Source organism: Plastoroseomonas hellenica (assembly GCF_018129085.1).
Lineage (GTDB): Bacteria > Pseudomonadota > Alphaproteobacteria > Acetobacterales > Acetobacteraceae > Plastoroseomonas > Plastoroseomonas hellenica.
This window is the reverse complement of sequence record NZ_JAAGBB010000005.1, coordinates 61061-83693: the sequence shown is the minus strand read 5'-3', so window position 1 is coordinate 83693 and position 22633 is coordinate 61061. Positions and strand designations below refer to the sequence as shown.

The window sequence follows — 22633 nt, the reverse complement described above, 5'->3', positions numbered from 1 at the left end:
ACATGCCCCGCATTCCCCTGCCGACGCCGGATGAGATGACGCCCGCGCAGCGCACCGTGCACGACGCGGTCGTCGCCGGCCCGCGCGGCACCATCGTCGGCCCGCTCCGCGCCATCATCCACAATCCGGCGCTGGCCGCGCGCTGGTCGGCGCTGGGCGAGATCCTGCGCTACGGCACCTCCCTGCCCCGGCGGCTCAATGAGCTCGCGATCATCGTGACCGGGCGGCGCTGGACCAGCCAGGTCGAATGGTGGGTGCATGCGCGCGCCGCCGCCGAAGCCGGCCTGCCGGAGGCCGCGATCGCCGCGATCCGGGTGGGCGAGCCGCCCGAATTCGACAGCGCCGAGGATGCGCTGGTCTATGAGTTCGCGCGCCAGCTCCAGCAATCCGGCCAAGTGCCACTCGCCACCTACCGCGCCGCGGAGGCGCGCTGGGGTGTCACGGGCGTCGTCGAGCTCACCGCCCTCATCGGCTACTACACGATGGTCTCGATGGCGCTCAACGCGCATGAGATCCCGCTGCCCGAAGGCGTCACGCCGCCGTTGTCCGAATTGCCGGCCGCCGCCGGCGGCCTGACGCCGCTGCCGCCGGCAAGGTCGCGCAGCCCCGTCGGCACCGGCGCAGCCTGAAGAAGAGCAGGAGGGAGGGAGCCATGCCAACCAGACGCCAGGCAACCGCGGCGCTGCTGGCCTGCTGCGCCGGCATCCGCGGCGCCCATGCGCAGGATTTCCCGACCCAGCCGGTGCGGCTGATCGTGCCTTTCGCCGCCGGCGGGCCGGCCGACGCCATCGCCCGCCTGATCGGGCGGGTGATGGGCCAGCGCCTCGGCCAGCCGGTCGTGGTCGAGAGCCGCTCCGGCGCCGGCGGCGTGGTGGGCGTGGAGGCCGCCGCGCGCAGCCGGCCGGATGGGCACAGCATCGTGCTCGCCTCCACCGGCGCGCTCGTCATCCTGCCGCATCTGATGCCGCGCATGCCCTATGACCCGCTGCGCGACCTGCTCCCCATCGGGCAGGTGCTGGCGGTGCCGCAGGTGATGGTGGTGGGTAAGGCGCTGCCCGTCGCGACGCTGCAGGACTTCCTGGCCGAGGCCCGGCGCCGGCCGCGGCAGATCACCTATGGCTCGGCCGGCAATGGCAGCACGCTGCAGATGGCGGCCGAGCTCTTGCGGCTGCGGGCGGGGATCGAGCTGACGCATGTGCCCTATCGCGGCGCGGCGCCCGCCGTGACCGACCTGCTCGCCGGCCAGATCGACATGATGATGGGCGATATCCCGGTGCTGCTGCCGCATATCCGCAGCAACAGCGTCACCGCGCTCGGCGTCACTGCGCCGGGGCGCTCGGCGGCGCTGCCGGAGGTGCCGACCGTGGCGGAGGCCGGCGTCCCCGGCGTCGAATCCGACACCTGGTACGGGCTGCTCGCACCGGCCGGCACGCCGCCCGACCGCATCGCGGTCCTGCATCGCGCCCTGCTCGCGGCGCTCGAGGATGGCGACACGCGTCGTGCGCTGCTCGACCAGGGCGGCAACCTCGTCGGCGGCACGCCGGAGGCCTTCGCCGGCCTCCTCCGCGCGGAGGCTGCCAAATGGGGCGAGGTCGTCCGCGCCGCGGGCATCCGGCTGGAATAGCGTCATGGATCGCCGCCTCCTATTCGCCGGCTTGGCCGGCCTCGCCATCGGCCCGCGCGGCGCCATCGCCCAAGGGACCGCGTCCTGGGCACCAACGCGGCCGCTCCGCCTGATCGTGCCCTTCGCCGCGGGCGGGTCGGCCGACCAGACGGCGCGCATGCTGGCCGAACCCATGGCGGCCGCCCTCGGCCAGCCCGTGGTGGTCGAGAACCGGCCCGGTGGCGGCGCCACGCTCGGCGCGCAGCTCGTCGCGCGCGCCGCGCCGGACGGGCTGACCTTGCTCTACGGCACGCCGGGGCCGCAGATCATCAACCCGCATCTGATGCGGAGCCTGCCCTACGACCCCGAGCGCGACTTCGCGCCGGTCGTCGGCGTCAAGCGGGCGCCGAACCTGCTCTGCCTGCATCCCTCCGTGCCCGCGCGCTCGGTGCCGGCGCTGATCGCGCTGGCCAAGGCGGAGCCCGGCCGCCTCGCATTCTCGAGCGCCGGCATCGGCTCCTCCAGCCATCTCGCCGGCGAGATGCTGAAGCACATGGCGGGGATCGAGATGCTGCACGTGCCGTTCCGCGGCACCGGCCCTGGGATCACCGAGCTGCTGGCCGGCAATGTGCAGATCGCCATCGACACGCTGTCGGTCCTGCTGCCGCATGCGCGGAGTGGCGGCGTGCGCGCGCTCGCGGTCAGCACGCCGCAGCGCTCGGCCCTGGTGCCGGAGCTGCCGGCGATCGCCGAGACCCTGCCCGGCTTCGACGCGGCGCCCTTCAACTATCTGGCGGCACCGGCGGCCACGCCGCCCGCCGCCATCGCACGGCTGAATGCCGTGGTGAACACGATCCTGGCCGAACCGGAATTCCGCCGTCGGATGACGGAGCTTGGCGAGGAGCCGGCGGGCGGCACCCCGGAGGCGCTGGCCGCGACCATCCGCGCGGAATCGGAGCGCTGGAAGGCAGTGATAACAGCGGCGGGCATCAGGGCAGAATGAGGAAGAACGCATCATGGACGGGTTGACGGATCTGGAAGGCTTCGCGGTCGAGATCGCCGAGCACGTGGCTGTCGTGACGATGCGCCGGCCGCCGGTGAACGCGCAGAACCGGCGCTTCCGCGAGGAGATCATCCGCATCTTCGACACGCTGCACGACCTGCCCGATGTGCGCGCCATCATCCTGACCGGCGAAGGCCGTGCCTTCTCCGCCGGAGCCGACCTGAAGGAAAGGCCGGGGCTGGCGAATGAACCCGGCGCCTATCCACGGCACAACCGCCTGGTCCGTGCCAGCTTCGACTGCGTCATGGAATGCGGCACGCCAGTCATCGCCGCGATCAACGGCCCGGCGATCGGTGCCGGCTGCGTGCTGGCACTCTGCTGCGACATCCTGGTGGCAAGCGAGAGCGCCTTCCTGTCGATGACCGAGGTCGATGTCGGGCTCGCCGGCGGCGTGCGCCATGTGATCAGGCATTTCGGCCAGTCCGATGCGCGGCTGATGATCCACACCGCGCGCCGCATCACCGGGCCCGAGCTCCTGCGCATGAACGTGGTCTCGGCCTGCGTCCCGGATGCGGCGCTAATGGACACCGCCCGCGGCATCGCGCGGGAGATCGCGGCCAAGGTGCCGCTGGCGACGCGCGCGGCCAAGCGGTCCTTCACGCTGACGGAGGAGCTGCCGCTGCATGACGGCTACCGCTACGAGCAGTCGCAGACCGTCGCGCTGTCGACGACCGAGGATACGAAGGAAGCCCAGCGCGCCTTCGCGGAGAAGCGCAAGCCGGTGTTCAAGGGACGCTGACGCCATGCCCATCACCTATGCGATGATGAAGGAGGCGACGGCCAAGCTCTACGAATGGTCGCTGCGCAAGGTGCCGGACGACACGCTGGATGCGCTGCGCCGCGCGCGCGAGACCGAAACCCATGAGGGCGCGAAGCGCACCCTCCATATCCTGCTGCAGAGCGCCATCGCGGCGGAGACGCGGGACCGGTTGGTCTGCTCCGATTCCGGCGTGCCCACCTATGTCATCGCCATCGGCACGGGGGTCAGGCTGGAGGGCGACATCAAGCGCGCGGTCGCCGACGGCTTCGAGGAACTGGTTGCCACCACCAACCCACCGCTGCTGAAGCACGTGACCAACCCGCTCACCAACGAGCGCGGCTATCGCGGCAAGGACATGCCGCTGATCACCTGGGACGTGATCGATGGCGCCGAGCATGTCGAGATCACCTGCCAGCCCAAGGCGCTGGGTTCCGGCCGCTGGGCGGCGCTCGAGATCTTCACCTTCCCGACGCTGGAGCAGATCGAGCGCTACGTCATGGAGTGTGTGCTGAAGGCGGGGTCGCAGCATTGCCCGCCGGTGATGATCGGCGTCGGCATCGGCGGCAGCTTCGATCATTGCGCCAAGCTCGCCGCCCGCGCGACGCTGCGTCCCTACGGCACCGTCAACCCGGAGCCGATCCTGGCGGCGATGGAGGAACGGCTGCTGAAGGCGGTGAATGCGACCGGCTTCGGGCCGATGGGCACCGGTGGCGACACCACGGCCCTCGGCGTTCATGTCGAGTATTCCGCCGGCCATGGCTTCACCCCGGTGGCCGTGGCCTTCAACTGCTGGATCAACCGCCGCACCCGCGCCCGCCTCTATGAGGATGGGCGCATCGAGCGCATCGAATAGGAGGAGCCGCATGAGCGACGGGTTCCCGACACTGCGCCTGCCGCTCGATCCCGCTGACGTGCGGGCGCTGCGTGCAGGCGACATGGTGCTGCTGGAAGGCGAGATCGTCATCACCGCCGGGCTGCCGACGCATCACCGCCTGGTCGAATGCATGGACGGGAAGCGCGCGCTGCCCCGCGATCTCGCCGGCGGCAGCCTGTTCCACCTCGGCAGCTACAGCCGCGAGACGCCGGATGGCGGCTTCGAGGTGCTGTACATGAACCCCACCACCAGCACGCGCTTCAATCCGTTGATGCCGCGGCTGATCCGCCATTTCGGCCTGCGCGCGGTCGGCGGCAAGGGCGGGCTCGATCGCGCCTCGGCCGAGGCGATGCGGGAGGTCGGCTGCGTCTATCTTTCCTTCGTCGGCGGCGGCTGCCCGCTGCTGTCGGACGCGATCCGGGAGGTGGTGGCGGTGCACTGGAACGACCTGGTGTCGCATTACCGCCTGGTGACGCTCCGCGTCGAAGCGCTGGGGCCGGTCACCGTCGGCATCGATGCTCATGGCAACAGCCTCTATGACAGCCTGAGCCAGGAAGCCGAGGCCAGGCTGCCCGACATCATGGAACAGCTCGCTGCGGCGCGCGACGCTGCGCCGCGCTGAACCTCAGGAAAGCACGCATGCCCAAGGAAGCGATCCTCCTCGCCGTCCCCGTCCCGCAGGACCTGCACGACGCATTGGCCGCGGAGTACACCCTGGTCGCGCAGGACGCCGCCGATGGCCCCCATCCCGGCTTTCGCATCGCGGTCACCATGGCCAAGGACGGCGCCGACGCGGCGCTGATGGACAGGCTGCCCGAGCTGCGGCTCATCGCCTCGATGGGGGCCGGGCTCGACCGCATCGACCTCACCACCGCCCGGCACCGCGGCATCGCGGTCGCGCATACCCCCGACGAGCTGACCGATGATGTCGCGGATTTCGCCATCGCCCTGATGTTCGCCGCGGCGCGCCGCGTCGCCGCCGCCGACCGCTTCGTGCGCGCCGGGCGTTGGGCGGCAGGGGAGCGCATGGCGCCCGCGATCGGTCTGCGCGGCAAGACGGTGGGCATCGTCGGGCTCGGCCGCATCGGCCAGCAGATCGCCCGCCAGGCGAGCGGCCTCGGCATGGCGGTCGCCTGGACCGGGCCTCGGCCGAAACCGGAACTGCCCTGGCGCCACGTCCCTGATATCCTGGAGCTTGCCGCGCTGTCCGACGTGCTGATCCTCGCGAGCCCGGGTGGGCCAGCGACGCGGCACCTGGTCGACGCCGCAGTGCTCAATGCCCTCGGCCCGCGCGGCATCCTGGTGAATGTCGCGCGCGGCTCCGTGGTCGATGAGGCGGCGCTCTTCGCGGCGCTGGAAGAGCGGCGCATCGCCGGCGCCGGGCTCGACGTCTTCGAGGGTGAGCCTCGCATCGATCCCCGCTTCCTGGCGCGTGACGACGTGGTGCTGGCGCCGCATTACGCTTCGATCACCGCGGAGACGCGCACCGCGATCATCGCCCGCATGATCAGCGACATCGCGGCCTTCCGCGCCGGGGATGCCTTCTACGACGCGGCGGCCGCGCTGGGGTAGCATCTACCGTTCACCCCGCGCGCACCCGGTGTTCCCGGAAGGCGCTGACCAGGGTGCGAAGCGCGGCGCGGGAATGCGGATCGGTGACCCGCGTGTGCAGCAGGATCTCGGCCGCCGGCAGCGGCGGCAGCTTCAGCCGCGCGCTCACCTCGATCGCGCCGAAGGGCACGACGCGATGCGCCAGCGGCGCGACCGCGAGGCCAGCCGAAACCGCGGCGACGACGGCCGCCGTGCCGCCGCCGAGAAAGGCCTCAGTCCAGGCGATGCCGGCGGCATCCAGCGCGCGCGTCGCCATGATCCGCTCGCTGCAAGTCGCGGCGCAGGCGGCGAAGCGCAGCGGCTCGTCCGGGCGCCAGGTGAAATCCGGCATGGCGAACCAGCCATAGCGCGCCACCCCCAGCACCTCGCCATCGCGCCGGTCGTCCTCGCGCCGGACGATCACCGCATCGAGGTCGCCGCGGTCATAGGCGTCCAGGAGATGGCGGGAGGAATCGATCCGCGCCTCGATCACCAGCGACGGATCATGCGCGTGCAGCCGCGCCAGCAGGGCCGGCAGCTCGGTCCCCGCCGCATAGTCGAGGAAGCCGATCGCGAGCCGCCGTGGCTCCACCGCGAGCCCGGCGACAGCGCGGTCATGCGCCGCGATGAAGTCCCGTGCAGGGCAGAGGAAGGCGGCGCCGCGCGCCGAGAGGCGGACGCGCCGCGGCGTCCGTTCGATCAGCTTCTCGCCCAGCCGGTCCTCCAGCCGCTTCAGCTTCACGCTGATCGCGGCCTGGGTGGTGCCGAGCGCTTCCGCCGCGCGGGTGAAGCTCTGCTGCTCGGCGATGGTGACGAAGACCTGCACGGCATCCACGTCCAGGCTGGCCATGGGAGCATGCCCTTCTGTTATCTCTGAAATAGAAATGCATATCATATCTATATTCTCAAGCCCCAGCTATGCAGCCCCCAACCCAACCTGAAGCCGGGCCGGCGGGTATCGCCACCGGTTGGAGGCGACCCCATGACTGAGACACGTCGGAACACGCTCTCGCTGATCGCCATCTGCCTGGCCGCACTGATGTTCGGCCTCGAGATCTCGAGCGTGCCGGTGATCCTGCCGACCTTCGAGCAGGTCCTGCACGCCAGTTTCCAGGACCTGCAATGGGTCATGAACGCCTACACCATCGCCTGCACGACGGTGCTGATGGCGACCGGCACGCTCGCGGACCGCTTCGGCCGCAAGCGCATCTTCGTCGCCTCCCTCATCGCCTTCGGCCTCGCCTCCCTCGCCTGCGGGCTGGCGCCGACCACATCAGCGCTGATCGTCGCGCGCTTCCTGCAGGGCATGGCCGGCGGCGCGATCTTCATCTGCTCGATCGCCCTGCTCTCGCATGAGTTTCCGGAAGGGAAGGCGCGCGGCCGCGCCTTCGCGATCTGGGGCGTCGTCGCCGGCATCGGCCTCGGCTTCGGCCCGATCATCGGCGGCATGATCGTCGCCCTCGCCGATTGGCCCTGGGTCTTCCTGATCCATGTCCCGATCGCCGCACTGACCGTGGGGTTGAGCTTGGCGGCTGTCGGGGAATCGCGCGACCCGCAGGCGCAGTCGCTCGACCTCGCGGGCATCGCCACCCTGACGGTCGCGGTCTTCGGCCTGACCTACGCGATCACGCAGAGTGCCGATCCCGGCTTCACCGGCCCGGTCGCCGCCGGCGTCGTCGGCGTGACCTTGCTGAGCTTCATCGCCTTCATCCTGATCGAGCGCTTTGCCGCGCATCCGATGTTCGACTTCTCGGTGTTCAAGATCCGCAACTTCTCCGGCGCGATCATCGGCTGCATTGGCATGAACTTCAGCTATTGGCCGTTCATGATCTACCTGCCGATCTATGTCTCGGTGGGCCTCGGCTATGACAGCACCGCGACCGGGCTGGCGCTGCTCGCCTATACCATCCCCTTCCTGGCGATGCCGCCGATCGCGCAGCACCTGCTGCAGCGCCATGGCGCCCGCGTCGTCATCCCGGGCGGGCTGTTCATGATCGGCCTCGGCTTCATCTTGATGCAGCTTGGCAGCGGCATGGCGGGAGCGAGTTGGCTGACCGTGCTGCCCGGCGCATTGATCGCCGGCATCGGCCTCGGCCTCACCACCACGCCGGCGACCAACATGACCACCGGATCGGTGCCGGCGAACCGCGCCGGCATGGCTTCCGGCCTCGATGTCAGTGCCCGTCTGATCACGCTCGCGATCAACATCGCCGTCATGGGCGTCATCCTGGTGGAAGGCGTGCTGACCTCGCTCCGGGCGGCGCTGCCGGGGAGCGACGCATCGCTGCTGCGCGGACTGGCGGAAAGGATCGCCGCCGGCAATCTGACCGCCGCCGTCGAAGGCGCGCAGCCCGCGCTTACAGGGTCCGTCGTGCACGCGGCGCTGGTGAACGGCTTCGGCTGGGTGATGCTCTATGGCGGGATCGGCGTCTGGATCCTGGCCGCGCTCAGCTTCGTGGTCTTCGCGCCGGCAAGGCAGGCCCGCTGCGCCGAATCCCCGGCGCGGCCATGAACGGCGCGGGAGGCCGGCCAACCAGCCGGCCCCTTCGCATCATGCCCCGAGGCCGAGCACTTCGATCGCGTGCTTCGCCAGCAGCCGCTTCTGGATTTTCGAGCTCGCGGTCATGCCGATCGCCTCGAACCCATCCACCACCTGCACGTAGCGCGGCACCTTGAAGCCGGCCATGTGCTCGCGGCTCCAGGCGATCAGCGCCTCGGGCTCGCAGGCGTGGCCCTCGTTCAGGATGACGAAGGCGCAGGGCACCTCCATCAGCCGCGGATCGGGCACGCCGACCACCACGGCCTGCCGGATGGCGGGATGGCGGTGCAGGATGTCCTCGACCTCCGCGGGGGAGACATTCTCGCCGCCAACCCGGACCAGATCCTTGGCACGCCCGGCGAATGCGAGCCGCCCTTCCGCATCGAGACGGCCGAGATCGCCGGTCGCGAGCCAGCCTTCGGCATCCAGCGCCTCGGCGGTCTCGGCGGGCTTGTCGAAATAGCCCTGCATCACGTTCCAGCCGCGCACCAGGATCTCCCCGGTGGCGCCGGCGGGCAGGTCCCGCCCGGTCTCCAGGTCGCGGATGCGGAGCTCCACGCCGGGCTCCGGCCGCATATGGCCGCTGACCCTGACCTCCTCCGGCTCCCACCAGCAGGATTGCGCGACATTGGGGGAGGCTTCGGACAGGCCGTAGCCCACCACGCATTCCCCAGCGCCCATCTCGTCGATGATGCGCCGGACAATGCTGGGCGACGCCGCCGCCCAGGCGCCACGCAGCACGAGGCGGCGCCGCGGCCGGTCCGGATGGTTCAGCAGCATCAGCGCCATGGTGTCGTTGCCGGAGAAATGCGTGCAGCGCTCCGCCTCCAGCAGCCGCAGCGTCTCCGCCGGCTCGAACCGCTCCATGGTCACCAAGGTCGTCACATGCTGCAGGCAGGACAGCACCGAGAGGGTGGAGCCCGCGACATGGAAGAAGGGCCGGGCGCTGTGGAAGCGGTCGGCGATGCGCAGGCCCATTCGGCCGCCCGAGAAGAAGGCGTTCGCGCACATGGAGCGATGCGTCAGCATCACGCCCTTGGGAAAGGAGGTGGTGCCGGAGGTGTACTGCATCAGCAGCGTGTCGCCAGGTGCGCAGCGCTCGGGCGCCGCGACGCCGGCACCGCCCTGCAGGAAGACATCCCAGGAGCGCGCGCCGGCCGGCACGTCGTCCCCGATCACCACCACGTCGATCAGGTCGGGCAGCGCCGCATGCGGCAGCCCAAGATCGAGCCCTGGGCAGATGCCGCGCAGCATCGCCACGAAGTCGACCCGCAGGAACCGGTCCGCCATGAAGAGGCGCCGGACCCGCGACTGGCGGAGCGCGTAACCCATCTCCTCGCCGCGGAAGCGGGTGTTGACCGGCACGGTGACGGCGCCGATGGAGCCCAGCGCCAGAAAGATCGCGACCCAGCGCGGCCCGTTGCCGAGACAGAGCCCGACATGCTCGCCATGCCGCACCCCGGCGGCGATCAGCGCGGCGCGGATCGCCGCCACCTCCCGCTCCAGCGCCGCGAAGGTGATGCGGCCGGCGGGTGCGACCACTGCCTCCACCTCCGGCGCGACCGCCGCCGCGCGCCGCAGGGCATCGGCGGTGGTCAGCGGGCAGAGCCCATCCAACGCGAAGTCGCTCATGCGTCCCGCGTCCCGAAGCCCGCCATGGTCTTGCGCCACTCGCCCTCCGCCAAGCTCTCCTCGATCGCCATCAGCTCGGTCGCCAGCGCGCCCCGCGGGTCCCGCTCCAGCCCCTCATCGACGCAGCGCTTGGCCAGGCGCATGGCGGCCGGGGGTGCGGCCGCGATGGTCGCCGCGATCTCCGCGAGTGCCGCCTCCAGCGCCTCGGCCGCCACCAGGCGCGCCACCAGCCCGCCTTCGCGCGCCTCCTCGGCGGTCAGGGTGCGGCCGGTGAACATCATGTCCTTGGCCAGCCGCTTGCCCAGCACGCGGGACAGGCGCTGGGTGGCGCCGACGGTGCCCCAAAGCGCTTCCGGCGTGCGAAAGCTCGCCTGCGGCGTCGCGACCACGAAGTCGCAGGCCGCCGCGATCTCGACACCCGATCCGATCGCCGGGCCTTCCACCACCGCGATGCTCGGCATCGGCAGCCGCTCGATCGCGTCATAGGCGGCGAAGCCCTTCAGTCGGCGGGCACGGACCTGGTCCTCGGTCATGCCCTTGCGCTCCTTGAGGTCGGCGCCGGCGCAGAAGACCGGACCGTTCGCGCGGATGACCACGAGCTTCGCCGCCTCGGCCGCCGCGCGCCGCGCCGCGGCGAGCAGCGCCTCGGCCAGGCCGGTGTTCAGGGCATTGCGCGCCTCCGGCCGGTTCAAGGTCAGGGTGGCGACGCCCTCCGCGCTCAGCGCCCACAGCACAGAATCGGTCATAGCGCGCCAGCCTCCCGCAATTCGGCGATCCCAGCCGCATCCATCCCGAGGCGCTCCCGCAGCACCTGCTCGGTGTGCTCGCCGAGCAGCGGCGGGCGGGCAAGAAGGGGATCCTCCCAGCCCTCGAAGCGGAGCGGCACCCGCAGCCCCGGAAACTCGCCGAGCACGGGATGGGCGAAGCGCTCCACCATGCCGCGCGCCCGCACATGCTCGTCCTCCATCACCTCGTCGACCGACAGCAGCGGGCCCGCGGGCACATCGGCGCCGTCGAGCGCCGCGAAGGCTTCCGCTCGCGTCCGCTGCGCCATGGCCTCCGCGATCGCCCGCATCACCTCCTCCCGCTGCGCGAGGCGGCCGGCATTGGTCGCGAGCGCCGGATCGGCGCCGAGCGCCGGCAGGTCGAGCGCGCGGCAGAGCGGCGCCCAATGCTGGTCGGAGACGGTGATGTGCACCCAGCGATCGTCGCGGCAGCGGAAGCTGGCGGACGGCACCCTGCCCGGGTGCTCGGTGCCGAGGCGCGGCGGCACCTCGCCCAGCGCGAAGTAGCGGGCGGCGGCGATGGTGAGCTGCGCGACCTGGGCATCGAACATCGAGACGTCGACATGCCCGCCCTTCCCCGTCCGCGCCCGCCCCTGCAAAGCCGAGAGGATGGCGATGGCGACCCAGAGGCCGGAGGAGAGATCGGCGACCGGCAGGCCGGGCTTCACCGGCCCGCCGCCGCGCTCCCCAGTCAGGCTCATCAGCCCGCTCATCGCCTGGAAGACGGTGTCGTAGCCCTTGCGTCGCGCGTAGGGGCCGGTCTGCCCGAAGCCGGTGCAGGAGACATAGACCAGGCGCGGGTTCAGCGCCGCGAGATCCTGGTGCCCAAGCCCGCGGCGCTTGAGCGTGCCGACCGGGAAATTCTCCACCAGCACATCGGCCTGGGCCGCGAGGCCGCGGATCACATCCCGCCCCTTCTCACTCCGCAGGTTGACGGTGATGGAGCGCTTGGAGCGGTTGCAGGCCATGTAGTAGCCGCTGACCTCGCCCTCCGGCCCCTGCGCGAAAGGCTCGAAGCTGCGGGTCTCGTCGCCGCTGCCGGGCTGCTCCACCTTGATGACCTCGGCGCCCATCTCGGCCAGGATCATGGTCGCGAAGGGACAGGCGAGGACGCGCGAGAGGTCGAGGATGACCAGGCCTTCCAGAGGTCTCATGCCGGCGCGGCCTTTCCGTCCATCAGCAATTCCTTCAGCCGCAGGAGATCGGGCGGCGGCAGCAGCGCCGCCGCCTCCGCGAGCGTCACCGCTTCGTCGAGCACCGCGGCCGCCGGCACCACGCGCTGCACCAGCCCGAGCGCCAGCGCCTCGGCGGGCGGGATGTCGCGGCCGGTCGCCAGCAGCTCGAAGGCCCGCCGCGGCGGCACATGGCGCAGCAGCACCGGTGCCATCAGCGCGGGCAGCATGCCGTGCCGCGCCTCCGGAAAGCCGAGCACCGCCTCATCCGCCAGCACCGCCATGTCGCAGCCGAGCGCCAGCGCCGCCCCGGCGCCGAGTGCCGCGCCCTGCAGCGCCGCGACCACCGGCTTGCCGATCCAGCCGGGGACGGCGAAGAGGGCCTTGCTGAGCGCACGCCGTGCCTCCGCGGCCACCGGATCCTCGCGCAGCGCCCGCATCTCGCCGAGGTCGGCGCCGGCGCAGAAAACGGCGCCATTGGCGGCGAGCAGGATGGCGGCGATGCCGTCATCGCCGCCGGCCTGCTCCAGCGCCTGCAGCAGCGCCTCGATCAGCGGCCGATTGAGCGCGTTGCGCTTCTCCGGCCGGTTCAGGCGCAGAATGCGGGTGCGACCGCGATCCTCCTGCAGGATCAGCCCCTCGCTCATGCGACGCCCCCCGCGAGCCGCAGCCGCACCGCCTCGGCTTCCGCGACCAGGCGGTGCACCAGCGTCTCCGCCGGCAGGATGTCGTCGATCAGCCCGGCGGTCTGGCCCGCCTCCACCTTGCCCCAGTCGACATCGCCATCGAGCGCCGCGTCCTTCAAGCTGCGGCTCATGATGAGCGCCGCCAGCGCCTCCCTGTCCTGCCCGGCGCGCTCCGCCGCATCGACCTCGGCGGTGAAGCGGTTGCGGAGCTGGCGCACCGGCAGGCCGCCGCGCCCGACCAGGGTGGTATCCGCAATTCCCGCCCGCAGCACGCTCTCCTTATAGGCGGGATGCACGCTGGCCTCCTCCGTCATCAGGAAGCGCGTGCCAAGCTGCGCGCCCTCGGCGCCGAGCGCGAACATCGCCGCGATCCCCGCGCCATCGGCGACGCCGCCCGCGCCGATCACCGGGATATCAACGGCGCGTACCACCGCGCGCACCATCACCATGGCCGAAACCTCGTCCGGCGCGGGATGGCCGCCGGCATCGCCGCCCACCACGATCAACCCGTCGACGCCGGCAGCCTCCGCCTTCGCCGCATGCGCCGGCGAGGCGACGACATGCAGCCACTTCGCGCCATAGGCGCGGAACCGCGGCAGATGCGCCTTCGGGCCGCCCTGGGAGGCGATGATCACCGGCACCCGCTCGGCCTCCGCGATATCGAGGAACTCGGCGGCGCGCTTGTTGTAGAGCGGGATATTGAGGGCGAAGGGCCGGTCGGTGCCGGCGCTGACGGCGCGGATCGCGGCGATGAGGTCATCCGGCCGCATCGGTCCGGCGGCGATCACGCCGAGCGCGCCGGCGCGCGATACGGCGAGGGCAAGCGCCGCGCAGGATGACGCCCAGCTCATGCCGCCCTGCACGATCGGGTAGCGGATGCCGAGCAGCGCCGGAAGCCGCGACGCGAAGCCCATGCGATCGCTCACAGCGATTCCGCGCCGGACTGGCGCACCAGCGGCTCCCACTTGCCGGCTTCGGCGCGGAGGAAGCTCATGTAGTCCTCCCCGGTCAGCGGCGCCGCCTCGCCGCCCTGCTGGGCGAAACCGCGCGCCAGGGTGGGATCGCGGAGCGCCGCTACTGCCGCCGCTTCCAGGCGCTGCCGCACGGGGGCCGCGATGGCGGACGGCGCCGCCAGGCCGTACCAATTGTCGGAGTTCACGCGCGGGAAGCCGAGCTCGGCGGTGGTCGCAACCTCCGGCAGGGATGCGATACGGTGCGCCGTGGTCACCGCCAGCGGGCGCATGTCGCCGCTGTCGATATGCGGCTTCAGCACCGGCACATCGGCGGTCATGAAGGTGAAGCGGCCGGCGAGCAGGTCGGTCGCCGCCGGCGCCGCGCCACGATAGGGGATATGCGTCACCTCCATCCTCGTCTCCGTCGCCAGCAGCGCGCTCGCCAGATGCGTGATGGAGCCGATGCCGGCGGAGCCATAGGTCACCTCGCCACGCCGCGCGCGGGCCATCGCGATCAGTGCCGCCAGGTCACGCGGCCCGCTCCGCGCATTCACCACCACCACCTCCGGCACGCGCACGACGAGGCAGAGATGCGCCAGGTCGCGCCAGACATCGAAGGGCATGCGCTGTTGCGGCAGCGCGGGCGCGATGGAGAGCGCTCCGGGGCCGGTGATGCCGAGCGTATAGCCATCGGGGGCCGCCTTGGCGACGGCGTCATGCCCGATCACGCCGCCGGCGCCGGTGCGGTTCTCCACGACGACGGGCTGTGCCAGCTCGCGCGCCAGCGCCGCGGCGAAGAGGCGGCCGAAGATGTCGGCGGGCCCACCCGCCGCGAAGGGCACGATCAGGCGCAACGGCCGGTCCGGCGCCCAGGTCCCGCCGCTCTGCGCCACCGCGAACCGCGGTGCGGCGCCGGCCAGCACGGCCGCGGCACCTGTCACCATCTGCAGCAGATCGCGTTTGCGCATGACGTTCCCCTTTGCGGATAGCGGCGCCGGAGCGGCCATTCGTCTTGATTTTCCCGACGGGATGGGCAATGCCTCATTCAGTTGATAAAGTCAACCAATAGGGGGTGGCACGACAGAGGCCACGCCCCGGGAGGAGTGCGGATCATGAGCGCAGTTCCGACGACGCGGCGCGGCCTGTTGCAGGCGGTCGGCCCGTGCATCGCGATCGCCGCCGCGGCGCCCGCCGGTGCGCAGGAAGCAGGCTGGCCGACCCGCACCGTGCGCTTCGTCGTGCCCTTCGCACCCGGCGGCCCGACCGAGGTGCCGGCGCGCTTCATCGCCGAGCACCTGACGCGGCGCCTCGGCCGGCCGGTGATCGTGGAGACGCGCCCCGGCGCCGGCGGCGCCGTCGGCATCCAGGCGGTGCTGCAGGCACGCGATGGCCACAGCTTCGTCTTCACCACCTCCTCGGTCGCGATCCTGCCCGCCATGCAGCGCAACCCCGGCTACGACCCGCTGCAGGACCTGATCCCGGTGAGCCTGATCTCGGAAGTGCCGATGGCCCTTCTGGCGCGCGCGGATTGGCCGATCGCGGATCTCGCGGCGATGCTGCGCGCGGCGCGCGACGGATCGCGGCGTATCACCTTCGCCTCCTCCGGCACCGGCTCCACCACCCATCTCGCGGGCGAGCTGCTGAAGCAGCGCGCGGGGATCGATCTCACCCATGTACCCTATCGCGGCGCCAGCCAGGCGGGGAGCGCGCTGCTCGCCGGTGACACCGATCTGCTCGTCACCGGTCTGATCGAAGCGATGCCGCATGTGCGCGAAGGCCGGATGCGCGCCATCGCCGTCACCTCTCCCGCACGCAGCCCCGTCCTGCCGGAGACGCCGGCGCTGGCGGAGGCTGTGCCGGGCTATGAGATGCTGATCTGGTACGCGCTGCTCGCCCCGCGCGGCACGCCGCAGGCCGTGGTGGACCGGCTGGCGCAGGAGATCGCACCGCTCCGCACCGGCACGCCCCTCGCCGAGCGCATGACGGAGGTGGGTGCGCGCCTGCTGCTCGACGGCCCGGCCCCGCTCGCGGCCCGGCTTGCGACCGAGGTCCCGCTTTGGAAGCAGGTCCTGCCGGCGGCGGGGATCAATCCGGAATAGCGGCGCATCTTGATCCCGTCCGCCGCCCCCGCCTATGGTTCCCCGCATGATGTTCATCTCCACAGTCTTCCCGCTGATCTGAACCGCACCAGGCGGTCCGGCGCGTCCGCGCCGATCAGATCAACGCAGCGCCGCCGACGCGGAGGCTGAATGGAGACTGTGCCATGCCCAAAGCCGAACAGGCCGGCCTGACGTCCCGTCAGGTCCAGGACTTCATCGCCGACGGCTTCGTCCGAATCGACAACGCCTTCAGCGCCGATCTCGCGCGCCAATGCAGGGATGAGCTCTGGGCGGATATCGGCCTGTCGCCGGACGAACCGGCGTGCTGGACACGACCCGTCATCCGGGTGGGGTCCAAGGCCTCTCCCCCTTTCGTCGCGGCAGCCAACACACAGCTCCTGCACGATTCCTATGACCAACTCGTCGGCCAGGGACGATGGCTTGCGCCGAGAGGCCTCGGAACCTTTCCGATCCGCTTTCCGTCAGCGGACGCCCCGGGTGACGATGGCTGGCACGTGGATGTGAGCTTCGGTGACGACAACCCGGATTTCATGGAGTGGCGGGCCAATGTGACGAGCCGCGGACGCGCCTTGCTGATGCTGTTCCTGCTTTCGGATGTCGGACCCGACGATGCGCCCACGCGAATACGCAGGGGCTCGCATGCCGCCATCGCGCGGGAATTGCTGCCCTATGGGGAGGCGGGCGCGACGCTGCGGCAGCTTTCCGCCCAGGGCTATGCATCGACGGCGGATTGCGCGGTCGCGCTGGCGACCGGCGCGGCTGGCACCGTCTATCTATGCCATCCGTTCCTGGTCCATGCCGCGCAGCCGCATCGGGGGAAGCGGCCGCGCTTCATGGCGCAACCACCGCTGCTGCCGAAGGGGGGTTTCGACCCGGCGCTGCCGCCATCGCCGGTGCAGACCGCCATCCGCCAGGCCTGCGGCCTGACTTTCAGACTGGCCGTCAGGCCGCCCAGGACGGCGGGCGCTTCGCCTTGAAGGCGGCGATGCCCTCCACGGCCTCGGGGCCAGTGGAGCAGCGGCTGAAGGCTTGGGCGCCGGCATCCGCATAGCCCGGCGGCGCCACCTCCCCGAGGGCTGCGAGCAGCGCCTTGGTCTCGGCCAGCGCCCCGGGCGCGCCGGCACGGATGTCGCGCAGCACCGCATCCAGCCGCGCATCCAACGCCGCGGCGTCCGGCGCCACCTCGTGCACCAGGCCGATGCCCTGTGCCGTGGCGGCATCGATGGTCGCACCCTGCAGCACCAGCCGCGCAGCCTCGCTGCGGCCCATGCGGCGCACCAGCCAGGGCAGGATCTGCGCGGCGACGAGGCCGCGCCGCACCTCCGGCGCGCCGAAGCGCGCCTCCGCGCTCGCCAGCACGATATCAGCGGCGGCGAGCAGCCCGAGCCCACCGGCGAAGGCCGAGCCTTCCACCCGCGCCACCACCACCTGCGGCAGCGCGGCGATGGCCGCGAGGCGCGCGCCGGTGCGCCGGTTGCGCTCCAGCGACGCGGCGAGCCGCGCCTCCGGCGTCGCGCCGCTGCCGCCGGCCTCATCGAGATCGAGGCCCGCGCAGAAATGCCCGCCGGCGCCGGTGATCACCAGCACCCGCGCCTCGCGGTCATGCGGCAGCTCCGCCAGCAGCGCGTCCAGCCGCTCCACCAGCGCGCGGCTCATGGCGTTGCGCCGGGCGGGACGGTTGAGCACCGCACGCACCACGCCGCCTTGCCGCGTCACCAGCAGCGGCGTCTCCGATCCGGCATCGTCAGACATGCTGGCCCTCCCCGATTCGTGCGGTGCGTGCGTAGAGCTGGCGGCCGAGCAATACCTCCGCCGCGCGGCCGGCGTCACGCAGCCGGCCGAGGTCGAGGCCGGTCTCGACGCCCATCGCCGCGAACAGCATCGCCAGGTCCTCCGTGCAGACATTGCCGGTATGGCCCTCGCCATAGGCGATCTTCGCGGGATGGCCGCCGGTGCCGCCGAGCGCGGTGTCGAAATGCGTGATCCCCGCCTCCAGCGCCGCGACGCAATTCGCGATGCCTGCGCCGCGGCTGTCGTGGAAATGCGCGATGAAGGTGGCCTCCGGCAGCGCCTCGCGCAGCAGCGCCACCAGGGCACGCACCCGCGGCGGCGTCGCGCTGCCGATGGTGTCACCGAGTGCGATGCGGGTGGCGCCGAGGGAGGCAAAGCGCCGCGCATCCTCCAGCACGCGCTCCGGCGGGACCGCGCCTTCGAAGGGGCAGTCGAAGGCCATGGAGATGGTGCCGACCAGGGTGAAATCGCCGCCCGCCGCCGCCACCATGTCAGCCACATTCGCCCATTGCTCCGCGCGGGTGCGGCGGAGGTTGCGCTGGGTATGGGCTTCGGTCGCCGAGACCAGCATGCTGATCTCCTCCGGTCCGCGTCCGCGCGCCCGCGCCGCCTGCGCGCGCTTCACCGCGGCCGGATTGGGACAGGTCGCCTTGAACAGCACGCCCGGGCGCGGCCGCACGGCGGCCAGCACGGCGTCCGCATCGGCGAATTGCGGGATGTATTTCGGATGCGCGAAGGAGGTGATCTCGATCCGCCGGAAGCCGCAATCGGCGATGCGCTCCAGCATCGCCGCTTTGGCCTCCGCCGGCAGGATGGCATCCTCGTGCTGCAGCCCGTCGCGGGCGAAGCATTCGCAGAGGACCACCGCGGGCCCATCACTCATGGCGTGGTCAGCTCCTTCAAAATCCCGATCGCCGCATAGGGCGTCGGCGCGACATGCGCGCCGGCTTCGGCCAGTGCGGCGAGCTTGCGTGCGGCACTCTCCCGTTCCGCGCCGATCAGCGCCCCGGCATGGCCCATCTGGCGGTCCGCCGGCGCATGGCGGCCGACGATCACCGCCACGACCGGCTTTGGAAAGCCGGCGATGGCCTCGGCAAGCGCATATTCCTTGTCGCCGCCGATCTCCCCGCAATAGAGCACCGCGCGGGTCGCGGCATCACCGGCGAAGGCCTCCAGCCATTCATGCGGGTTACGGCCGATCACCGTGTCGCCGCCGAGGTGGATGGCGGCCCGCTGGCCGATCCCGGCGCGCGTCAGCAGCCGTGCCGTTGCGAGGGTCAAGGTGCCGCTCCGCCCGAGCAGCGCGACCGCGCCGGGCGCGCAGAAGGCCGGGGAGACCGAGCCGAGCAGCAGCCCGCCGCCGCCTGCCGCCGGCACGCAGAGGCCGAGCGTATTGGGGCCGAGCAGCCAGCTTCCCGCTGCACGCGCCGCATGCGCCGCACGCAGCGCGTCATGCACCGGCACGTATTCCGCAGCGGCGACGATGGTCGGGATGCCGGCGGCGGCGCATTGGCGCACGGCATCGGCGGTGCCTTCGGGCGGCGTGTAGAGGATCGCCGCGTCCGCCGGTTCTTCGAGCTGCGCCAGGCTGTCCAGCAATGGCACGCCATCCAGCAGCTCACCGTTACGGCCGAGCGCAATGCCGGCTATAATCGGTGTGCCGGCGGCCCGCATTTCCGCCACCTGGCGCGCGGCGTAGCGGCCGGCGGGATTGAACACGATGACGCGGCGGGGCGGCGCGGAGAGGAAGGGCAGCACGGGTCAGGCAGCCTTCGCAGGGGGCGCGCCGGTATTGGCGGCGATCGCGCGCACCAGCGTCAGCGGATCGTCATGGAGCAGCGCGACGCCTGCAGCCTGCAGCCGGGAAGCCGCGGCTTCGGCATCGAAGCCGCGGCTGGCCGAGGGCGCCGCGGCGAAGCCGACATAGAGCGGCTTTGGCGCCGGGTTCCGCGCGAGGAAGCCGAGCAGCGTCTCGATCCGATCAGCGACGGGGCGGGAGGCGAGCGTGGTGTAGAACAGGATCGCCCGCACCTCGGGCCGGCGCGCCAGCGCGAAGGCGGCGTCCAGCCGCGCCTCCGTGGTCTCGGCCGGGCCCCCACGGCGGTTGTCCATGAAGCTTGCCGCGGCAAGCCCGTGATCGGCCAGCAGGTCGACCAGGAACATGCCGAGACCCGCACCGGCGCTGACCAGCGCGACATCGCCCGGCATCTCCACCAGCGTGAAGCCCTGCACGCGGGCCCGGCGCTCCAGCGGGGTCAGGCTACGCTCCTCGATCGCCGCGCTGGCGCGCGTGGCCTCCGCGTCATGGCGGGGCGCCGCCGCATCGTCGCGCAGCAGCTTGGCATCGAGCGCCAGCAGCCGGCCATCTTCCAGCAGCGCCAGCGGGTTGATCTCCAGCAACTCGAGATCCTCGTCACGCATGACCGCCGTGAGGCGCGCCGCCTGCCGTGCCACGCGCGCCGCAAGCGCGGGCGCCAGGCGCCGGCCGATCCCCGCATGGATCCGCTCCGCGAGGCCGGGCGCTTCGGCATCGAGCGCCAGCCGCAGCACAGGCTTCCCCTCCTCCACGGCGATGCCGCCATGTTCGGAGAACAGCATCTCGAGGCATTGCCCGGTGCCGTCGACGCGGAGCGCCAGGAACATCTCGCGGGCGACCGGGACCGCCTCCTCCAGCAGGAAGCCGGTGTCGGCGGCGTCGGGACCGAGGATCGCGCGCATCTCGGCGCGCGCGGGCATCAGTGTCTCCGGCGTCACCAGGCGCACCAGCCCGCGCTTGCCGCGGCCGCCTTCGGCGAGCTGCGCCTTCAGCACCAGGCCGCGCCAACTGGCCGCCTCCTCAGGGACGGCGTCACCGGCCAGCAGGACGGAGTTCGGCACCGCGACGCCATGCCGCCGCAGCAGCGCCTTCGCCTCCGCTTCGGTGAGCCGCATCGTTCCGCCCGCCTCCCCTGTCCTGACTTTCGCCGCCGGCGAATTGGTTGACTGAGTAAACTATAACGGAAGACAGGGTCAACCATGGCTGGCGCAGGGCGGCCGGGCTCTGTGCTAGATTCCGATCGGGTCCCGATGACCCGCCTGATCCGGAGTCACGCTGCTTGCCCAGAAACGCCCCTTCCCCCAGCCCCGAATCGCGGTCCGACGACATCACCATCAGGGAGCTGCTGTCCTACCGCATCCACCGGCTGGCCAATGCGCTGAGCCAGGGTGCCGCGCGGCGCTACCGTGCGGAGTTCGACGTCAGCCTGATGGAATGGCGCACCCTGGCCCTGCTCGGCGACTATGCGCCGCTGACGCTGAAGGACCTCGCGCGGCACAGCGGCCTCGACAAGAGCCTGGCGAGCCGGACCGTGAGCGGCCTGGTCGAGCGCCGCCTGGTCACGCGGACGGTGGGCACCGACGACGCGCGCGAGGTGAGCCTGCGCCTTTCGGCCGCCGGGCGACGCGTCTTCGAAGGGCTGATGCGCGCGGCGCGGGCGCGGAACGACGTCTTCCTCGCCGCGCTGAGCGCGGAGGAACGCGCGATGCTCGACGCCGCGATCGACAAGCTGACCGCCGTCGCGCGGCAGCAGGCGAAGCCCGAGGCGTGGTCCGAAGCGGCCGCCGCCCCGCGCCGGCCAGCCGGGCGCGCCGCCCGCACCGGGCGCGGCGCCGCATCTGACCAGCCCGCCTGAGGCGGATCAGGTCTCCGGCGGCACCGGGCAGCCGATCACCTCCTCCAGCGCGGCGGCGGCGGCGAGGATCCGCTCCTCCCCATACCAGGGCCCGACGAGCTGCAGCCCGACGGGCAGCCCATCCTCCGTAAAGCCCGCCGGCACCGAGGCCGCGGGATGGCCGGTGAGGTTGAAGGGATAGAGCGGCGCCGCCCATTCCGCATACCAGGCCGTGGCGATGGAGCCGCCGGCATCGAGGCCGGGCGGCGGCGCCAACAGGGTCGGCGTCGCGATCAGGTCGAAACGCGTGAAGAGGCGCTGCACGGCACGGAACAGCAGAGAGCGCCGGTCATGCGCCCGCTGCGCTTCGACGGCCGACCAGCCGCGACCGATCGCGATGCTGGCGCGCAGCGATTCCGTCATCCGCTCACCCGCGGTATCGGCGATCGCGCCGAGGCGCGCAGCATGGGCCGTGGTCGCGATCACCCGGTAGGTGTCATGGACATCCTCGAAGCAAGGATCGCTCAGCGGCTCCACCAGGGCGCCCGCCGAAGCCAGCGCCTGCATTGCCGCGCGCAGCGGGCCGAGCAGCGCGGGATCGGTGCGGTAGCGCCCGAATTGCTCGATCCAGCCGATGCGGAGCCCCCGGACGGTCGCGGCCGGCCCCATGGCCGGGCGCGGTGCCAGCGACCAGGGATCGGCCGGATCGGGCCCCTGCATGACCGAGAGCAGCAGCACCGTATCCTCGACCCGCCGCGTCATCGGGCCCGCGAAGGCGTAGTTCGCGAAGCCGTCCGGCATCGCTTCGTTCGGGATGCGCCCGAGCGTCGCCTTCAGCCCGACAACGCCGGTACAGGCGGCCGGGCAGCGAATGGAACCGCCGCCATCGGTGCCGATCGCGATCGGTGCGATGCCCGCGGCGAGCGCCGCGCTGGCGCCGCCGCTCGACCCGCCCGGCGTACGGTCGAGCTTCCAGGGGTTGCGCGTCACGCCCGTCGCCAGGCTGTCGGTCAGCACCTTGTGGGAGAATTCCGGCAAGGTTGTCTTGCCGATCGCAATGGCGCCCGCCGCCAGGACGCGTGCGACGATCGCGGCGTCCGCGGCCGCGACCGGCGCCTCCACCGCGATGGAGCCGTTGCCGGTCGGCAGGCCGCGCATCGCGACGCTGTCCTTGATGGTGATCGGCACGCCATGCAGCGGGCCGAGCGGCGCGCCGGCCATCACCGCCGCTTCCGCCGCACGGGCCGCGGCGCGCGCCGCGTCGAAGAGGCGCAATGCGAAGGGGTTCAGCAGCGGATCGAGGCGCTCGGCGCGGGCGAGGACCGCCTCCATCACCTCGACGGGCGAGATCGCGCGCGCCGCGATCATGGCGGCGAGGCGGGTCGCGGGCAGGAAGCAGGGATCCATCGACAACC

Annotated in this window: 23 protein-coding genes; 11 read left to right on the top strand and 12 right to left on the bottom strand. The window is 71.8% G+C overall.

Translation table 11 applies throughout. The annotated features are described in order from the left end of the window. The first annotated feature begins 2 nt into the window (after positions 1–2). The 7 genes from GXW71_RS05550 to GXW71_RS05520 are packed head-to-tail and all read left to right on the top strand — an operon-like array spanning position 3 to position 5872. A complete protein-coding gene (locus GXW71_RS05550) occupies positions 3–629 on the top strand; it encodes a carboxymuconolactone decarboxylase family protein (protein ID WP_211851416.1) in 627 nt (208 codons plus the stop codon). Between the two features lie 23 nt (positions 630–652). Further along, positions 653–1624 (top strand): Bug family tripartite tricarboxylate transporter substrate binding protein, encoded by a 972-nt coding sequence (locus GXW71_RS05545; RefSeq protein ID WP_211851415.1) that lies wholly within the window; start codon positions 653–655, stop codon positions 1622–1624. 4 nt (positions 1625–1628) lie between these two features. Further along, entirely contained in the window at positions 1629–2606 is a 978-nt protein-coding gene (locus tag GXW71_RS05540; protein WP_211851414.1) for a Bug family tripartite tricarboxylate transporter substrate binding protein, read from the top strand. A gap of 13 nt (positions 2607–2619) precedes the next feature. After that, positions 2620–3405: an enoyl-CoA hydratase/isomerase family protein gene (locus GXW71_RS05535; RefSeq protein ID WP_211851413.1), complete on the top strand. Its 786-nt coding sequence runs from the start codon at positions 2620–2622 to the stop codon at positions 3403–3405. A 4-nt stretch (positions 3406–3409) separates the two neighbouring features. Further along, positions 3410–4279 carry a fumarate hydratase gene (locus GXW71_RS05530; protein WP_211851412.1) on the top strand — a complete coding sequence of 290 codons (870 nt, stop codon included), beginning with the start codon at positions 3410–3412 and terminating at the stop codon, positions 4277–4279. A 10-nt stretch (positions 4280–4289) separates the two neighbouring features. Further along, complete coding sequence (locus GXW71_RS05525) at positions 4290–4922, top strand: fumarate hydratase C-terminal domain-containing protein (protein WP_211851411.1); 633 nt, start codon at positions 4290–4292, stop codon at positions 4920–4922. 17 nt (positions 4923–4939) lie between these two features. Next, positions 4940–5872 carry a 2-hydroxyacid dehydrogenase gene (locus GXW71_RS05520; protein ID WP_211851410.1) on the top strand — a complete coding sequence of 311 codons (933 nt, stop codon included), beginning with the start codon at positions 4940–4942 and terminating at the stop codon, positions 5870–5872. A gap of 10 nt (positions 5873–5882) precedes the next feature. On the opposite strand, the gene GXW71_RS05515 is transcribed toward GXW71_RS05520, so the two are convergent. Then, positions 5883–6740 (bottom strand): LysR family transcriptional regulator, encoded by an 858-nt coding sequence (locus GXW71_RS05515; protein ID WP_246526309.1) that lies wholly within the window; start codon positions 6738–6740, stop codon positions 5883–5885. Positions 6741–6872: 132 nt separating this feature from the next. Here GXW71_RS05515 and GXW71_RS05510 point away from each other — a divergent pair, with 132 nt between their 5' ends. Beyond that, the gene (locus GXW71_RS05510; protein ID WP_211851408.1) at positions 6873–8402 is read left to right on the top strand and encodes an MFS transporter; all 1530 of its coding nucleotides are present in this window, start codon (positions 6873–6875) and stop codon (positions 8400–8402) included. Between the two features lie 39 nt (positions 8403–8441). On the opposite strand, the gene GXW71_RS05505 is transcribed toward GXW71_RS05510, so the two are convergent. The 6 genes from GXW71_RS05505 to GXW71_RS05480 are packed head-to-tail and all read right to left on the bottom strand — an operon-like array spanning position 8442 to position 14625. Next, on the bottom strand, positions 8442–10061 hold the full coding sequence (locus tag GXW71_RS05505) for an AMP-binding protein (RefSeq protein ID WP_211851407.1): 1620 nt from the start codon (positions 10059–10061) through the stop codon (positions 8442–8444). Next, a complete protein-coding gene (locus GXW71_RS05500) occupies positions 10058–10807 on the bottom strand; it encodes an enoyl-CoA hydratase/isomerase family protein (protein ID WP_211851406.1) in 750 nt (249 codons plus the stop codon). The genes GXW71_RS05505 and GXW71_RS05500 overlap by 4 nt, the downstream gene beginning before the upstream one ends. After that, positions 10804–12000: a CaiB/BaiF CoA transferase family protein gene (locus GXW71_RS05495; protein WP_211851405.1), complete on the bottom strand. Its 1197-nt coding sequence runs from the start codon at positions 11998–12000 to the stop codon at positions 10804–10806. Before GXW71_RS05495 ends, GXW71_RS05500 begins: the two co-directional genes overlap by 4 nt. Then, positions 11997–12665: an enoyl-CoA hydratase/isomerase family protein gene (locus GXW71_RS05490; protein WP_211851404.1), complete on the bottom strand. Its 669-nt coding sequence runs from the start codon at positions 12663–12665 to the stop codon at positions 11997–11999. Before GXW71_RS05490 ends, GXW71_RS05495 begins: the two co-directional genes overlap by 4 nt. Further along, the gene (locus GXW71_RS05485) at positions 12662–13630 is read right to left on the bottom strand and encodes an NAD(P)H-dependent flavin oxidoreductase (protein ID WP_367617249.1); all 969 of its coding nucleotides are present in this window, start codon (positions 13628–13630) and stop codon (positions 12662–12664) included. The genes GXW71_RS05490 and GXW71_RS05485 overlap by 4 nt, the downstream gene beginning before the upstream one ends. Continuing rightward, entirely contained in the window at positions 13627–14625 is a 999-nt protein-coding gene (locus GXW71_RS05480; RefSeq protein ID WP_211851403.1) for a Bug family tripartite tricarboxylate transporter substrate binding protein, read from the bottom strand. Before GXW71_RS05480 ends, GXW71_RS05485 begins: the two co-directional genes overlap by 4 nt. A gap of 144 nt (positions 14626–14769) precedes the next feature. Between GXW71_RS05480 and GXW71_RS05475 the strand changes: the two genes are divergently transcribed. Continuing rightward, positions 14770–15756 (top strand): Bug family tripartite tricarboxylate transporter substrate binding protein, encoded by a 987-nt coding sequence (locus GXW71_RS05475; RefSeq protein ID WP_211851402.1) that lies wholly within the window; start codon positions 14770–14772, stop codon positions 15754–15756. Between the two features lie 164 nt (positions 15757–15920). Further along, complete coding sequence (locus GXW71_RS05470) at positions 15921–16754, top strand: phytanoyl-CoA dioxygenase family protein (RefSeq protein ID WP_211851401.1); 834 nt, start codon at positions 15921–15923, stop codon at positions 16752–16754. Here GXW71_RS05470 and GXW71_RS05465 read toward each other — a convergent pair. Genes GXW71_RS05465 through GXW71_RS05450 form a run of 4 tightly spaced genes read right to left on the bottom strand, consistent with a single transcriptional unit; the run spans position 16720 to position 20499 of the window. Next, positions 16720–17529, bottom strand: coding sequence for an enoyl-CoA hydratase/isomerase family protein (locus tag GXW71_RS05465; protein ID WP_211851400.1), 810 nt, complete (start codon positions 17527–17529; stop codon positions 16720–16722). The two genes, GXW71_RS05470 and GXW71_RS05465, sit on opposite strands and share 35 nt — an antisense overlap. Continuing rightward, a complete protein-coding gene (locus tag GXW71_RS05460; protein ID WP_211851399.1) occupies positions 17522–18451 on the bottom strand; it encodes a hydroxymethylglutaryl-CoA lyase in 930 nt (309 codons plus the stop codon). Before GXW71_RS05460 ends, GXW71_RS05465 begins: the two co-directional genes overlap by 8 nt. Beyond that, positions 18448–19326, bottom strand: a complete 879-nt coding sequence (locus tag GXW71_RS05455; protein WP_211851398.1) for a CoA-binding protein — start codon at positions 19324–19326, stop codon at positions 18448–18450. The genes GXW71_RS05460 and GXW71_RS05455 overlap by 4 nt, the downstream gene beginning before the upstream one ends. 3 nt (positions 19327–19329) lie before the next feature. Further along, positions 19330–20499, bottom strand: coding sequence for an ATP-grasp domain-containing protein (locus tag GXW71_RS05450; RefSeq protein WP_211851397.1), 1170 nt, complete (start codon positions 20497–20499; stop codon positions 19330–19332). Positions 20500–20663: 164 nt separating this feature from the next. Between GXW71_RS05450 and GXW71_RS05445 the strand changes: the two genes are divergently transcribed. Then, positions 20664–21239, top strand: a complete 576-nt coding sequence (locus tag GXW71_RS05445; protein WP_246526308.1) for a MarR family winged helix-turn-helix transcriptional regulator — start codon at positions 20664–20666, stop codon at positions 21237–21239. 6 nt (positions 21240–21245) lie between these two features. Here the strand turns inward: GXW71_RS05445 and GXW71_RS05440 are convergent, their stop codons facing one another. Then, complete coding sequence (locus GXW71_RS05440) at positions 21246–22625, bottom strand: amidase (protein WP_211851396.1); 1380 nt, start codon at positions 22623–22625, stop codon at positions 21246–21248. Positions 22626–22633 lie beyond the last annotated feature (8 nt).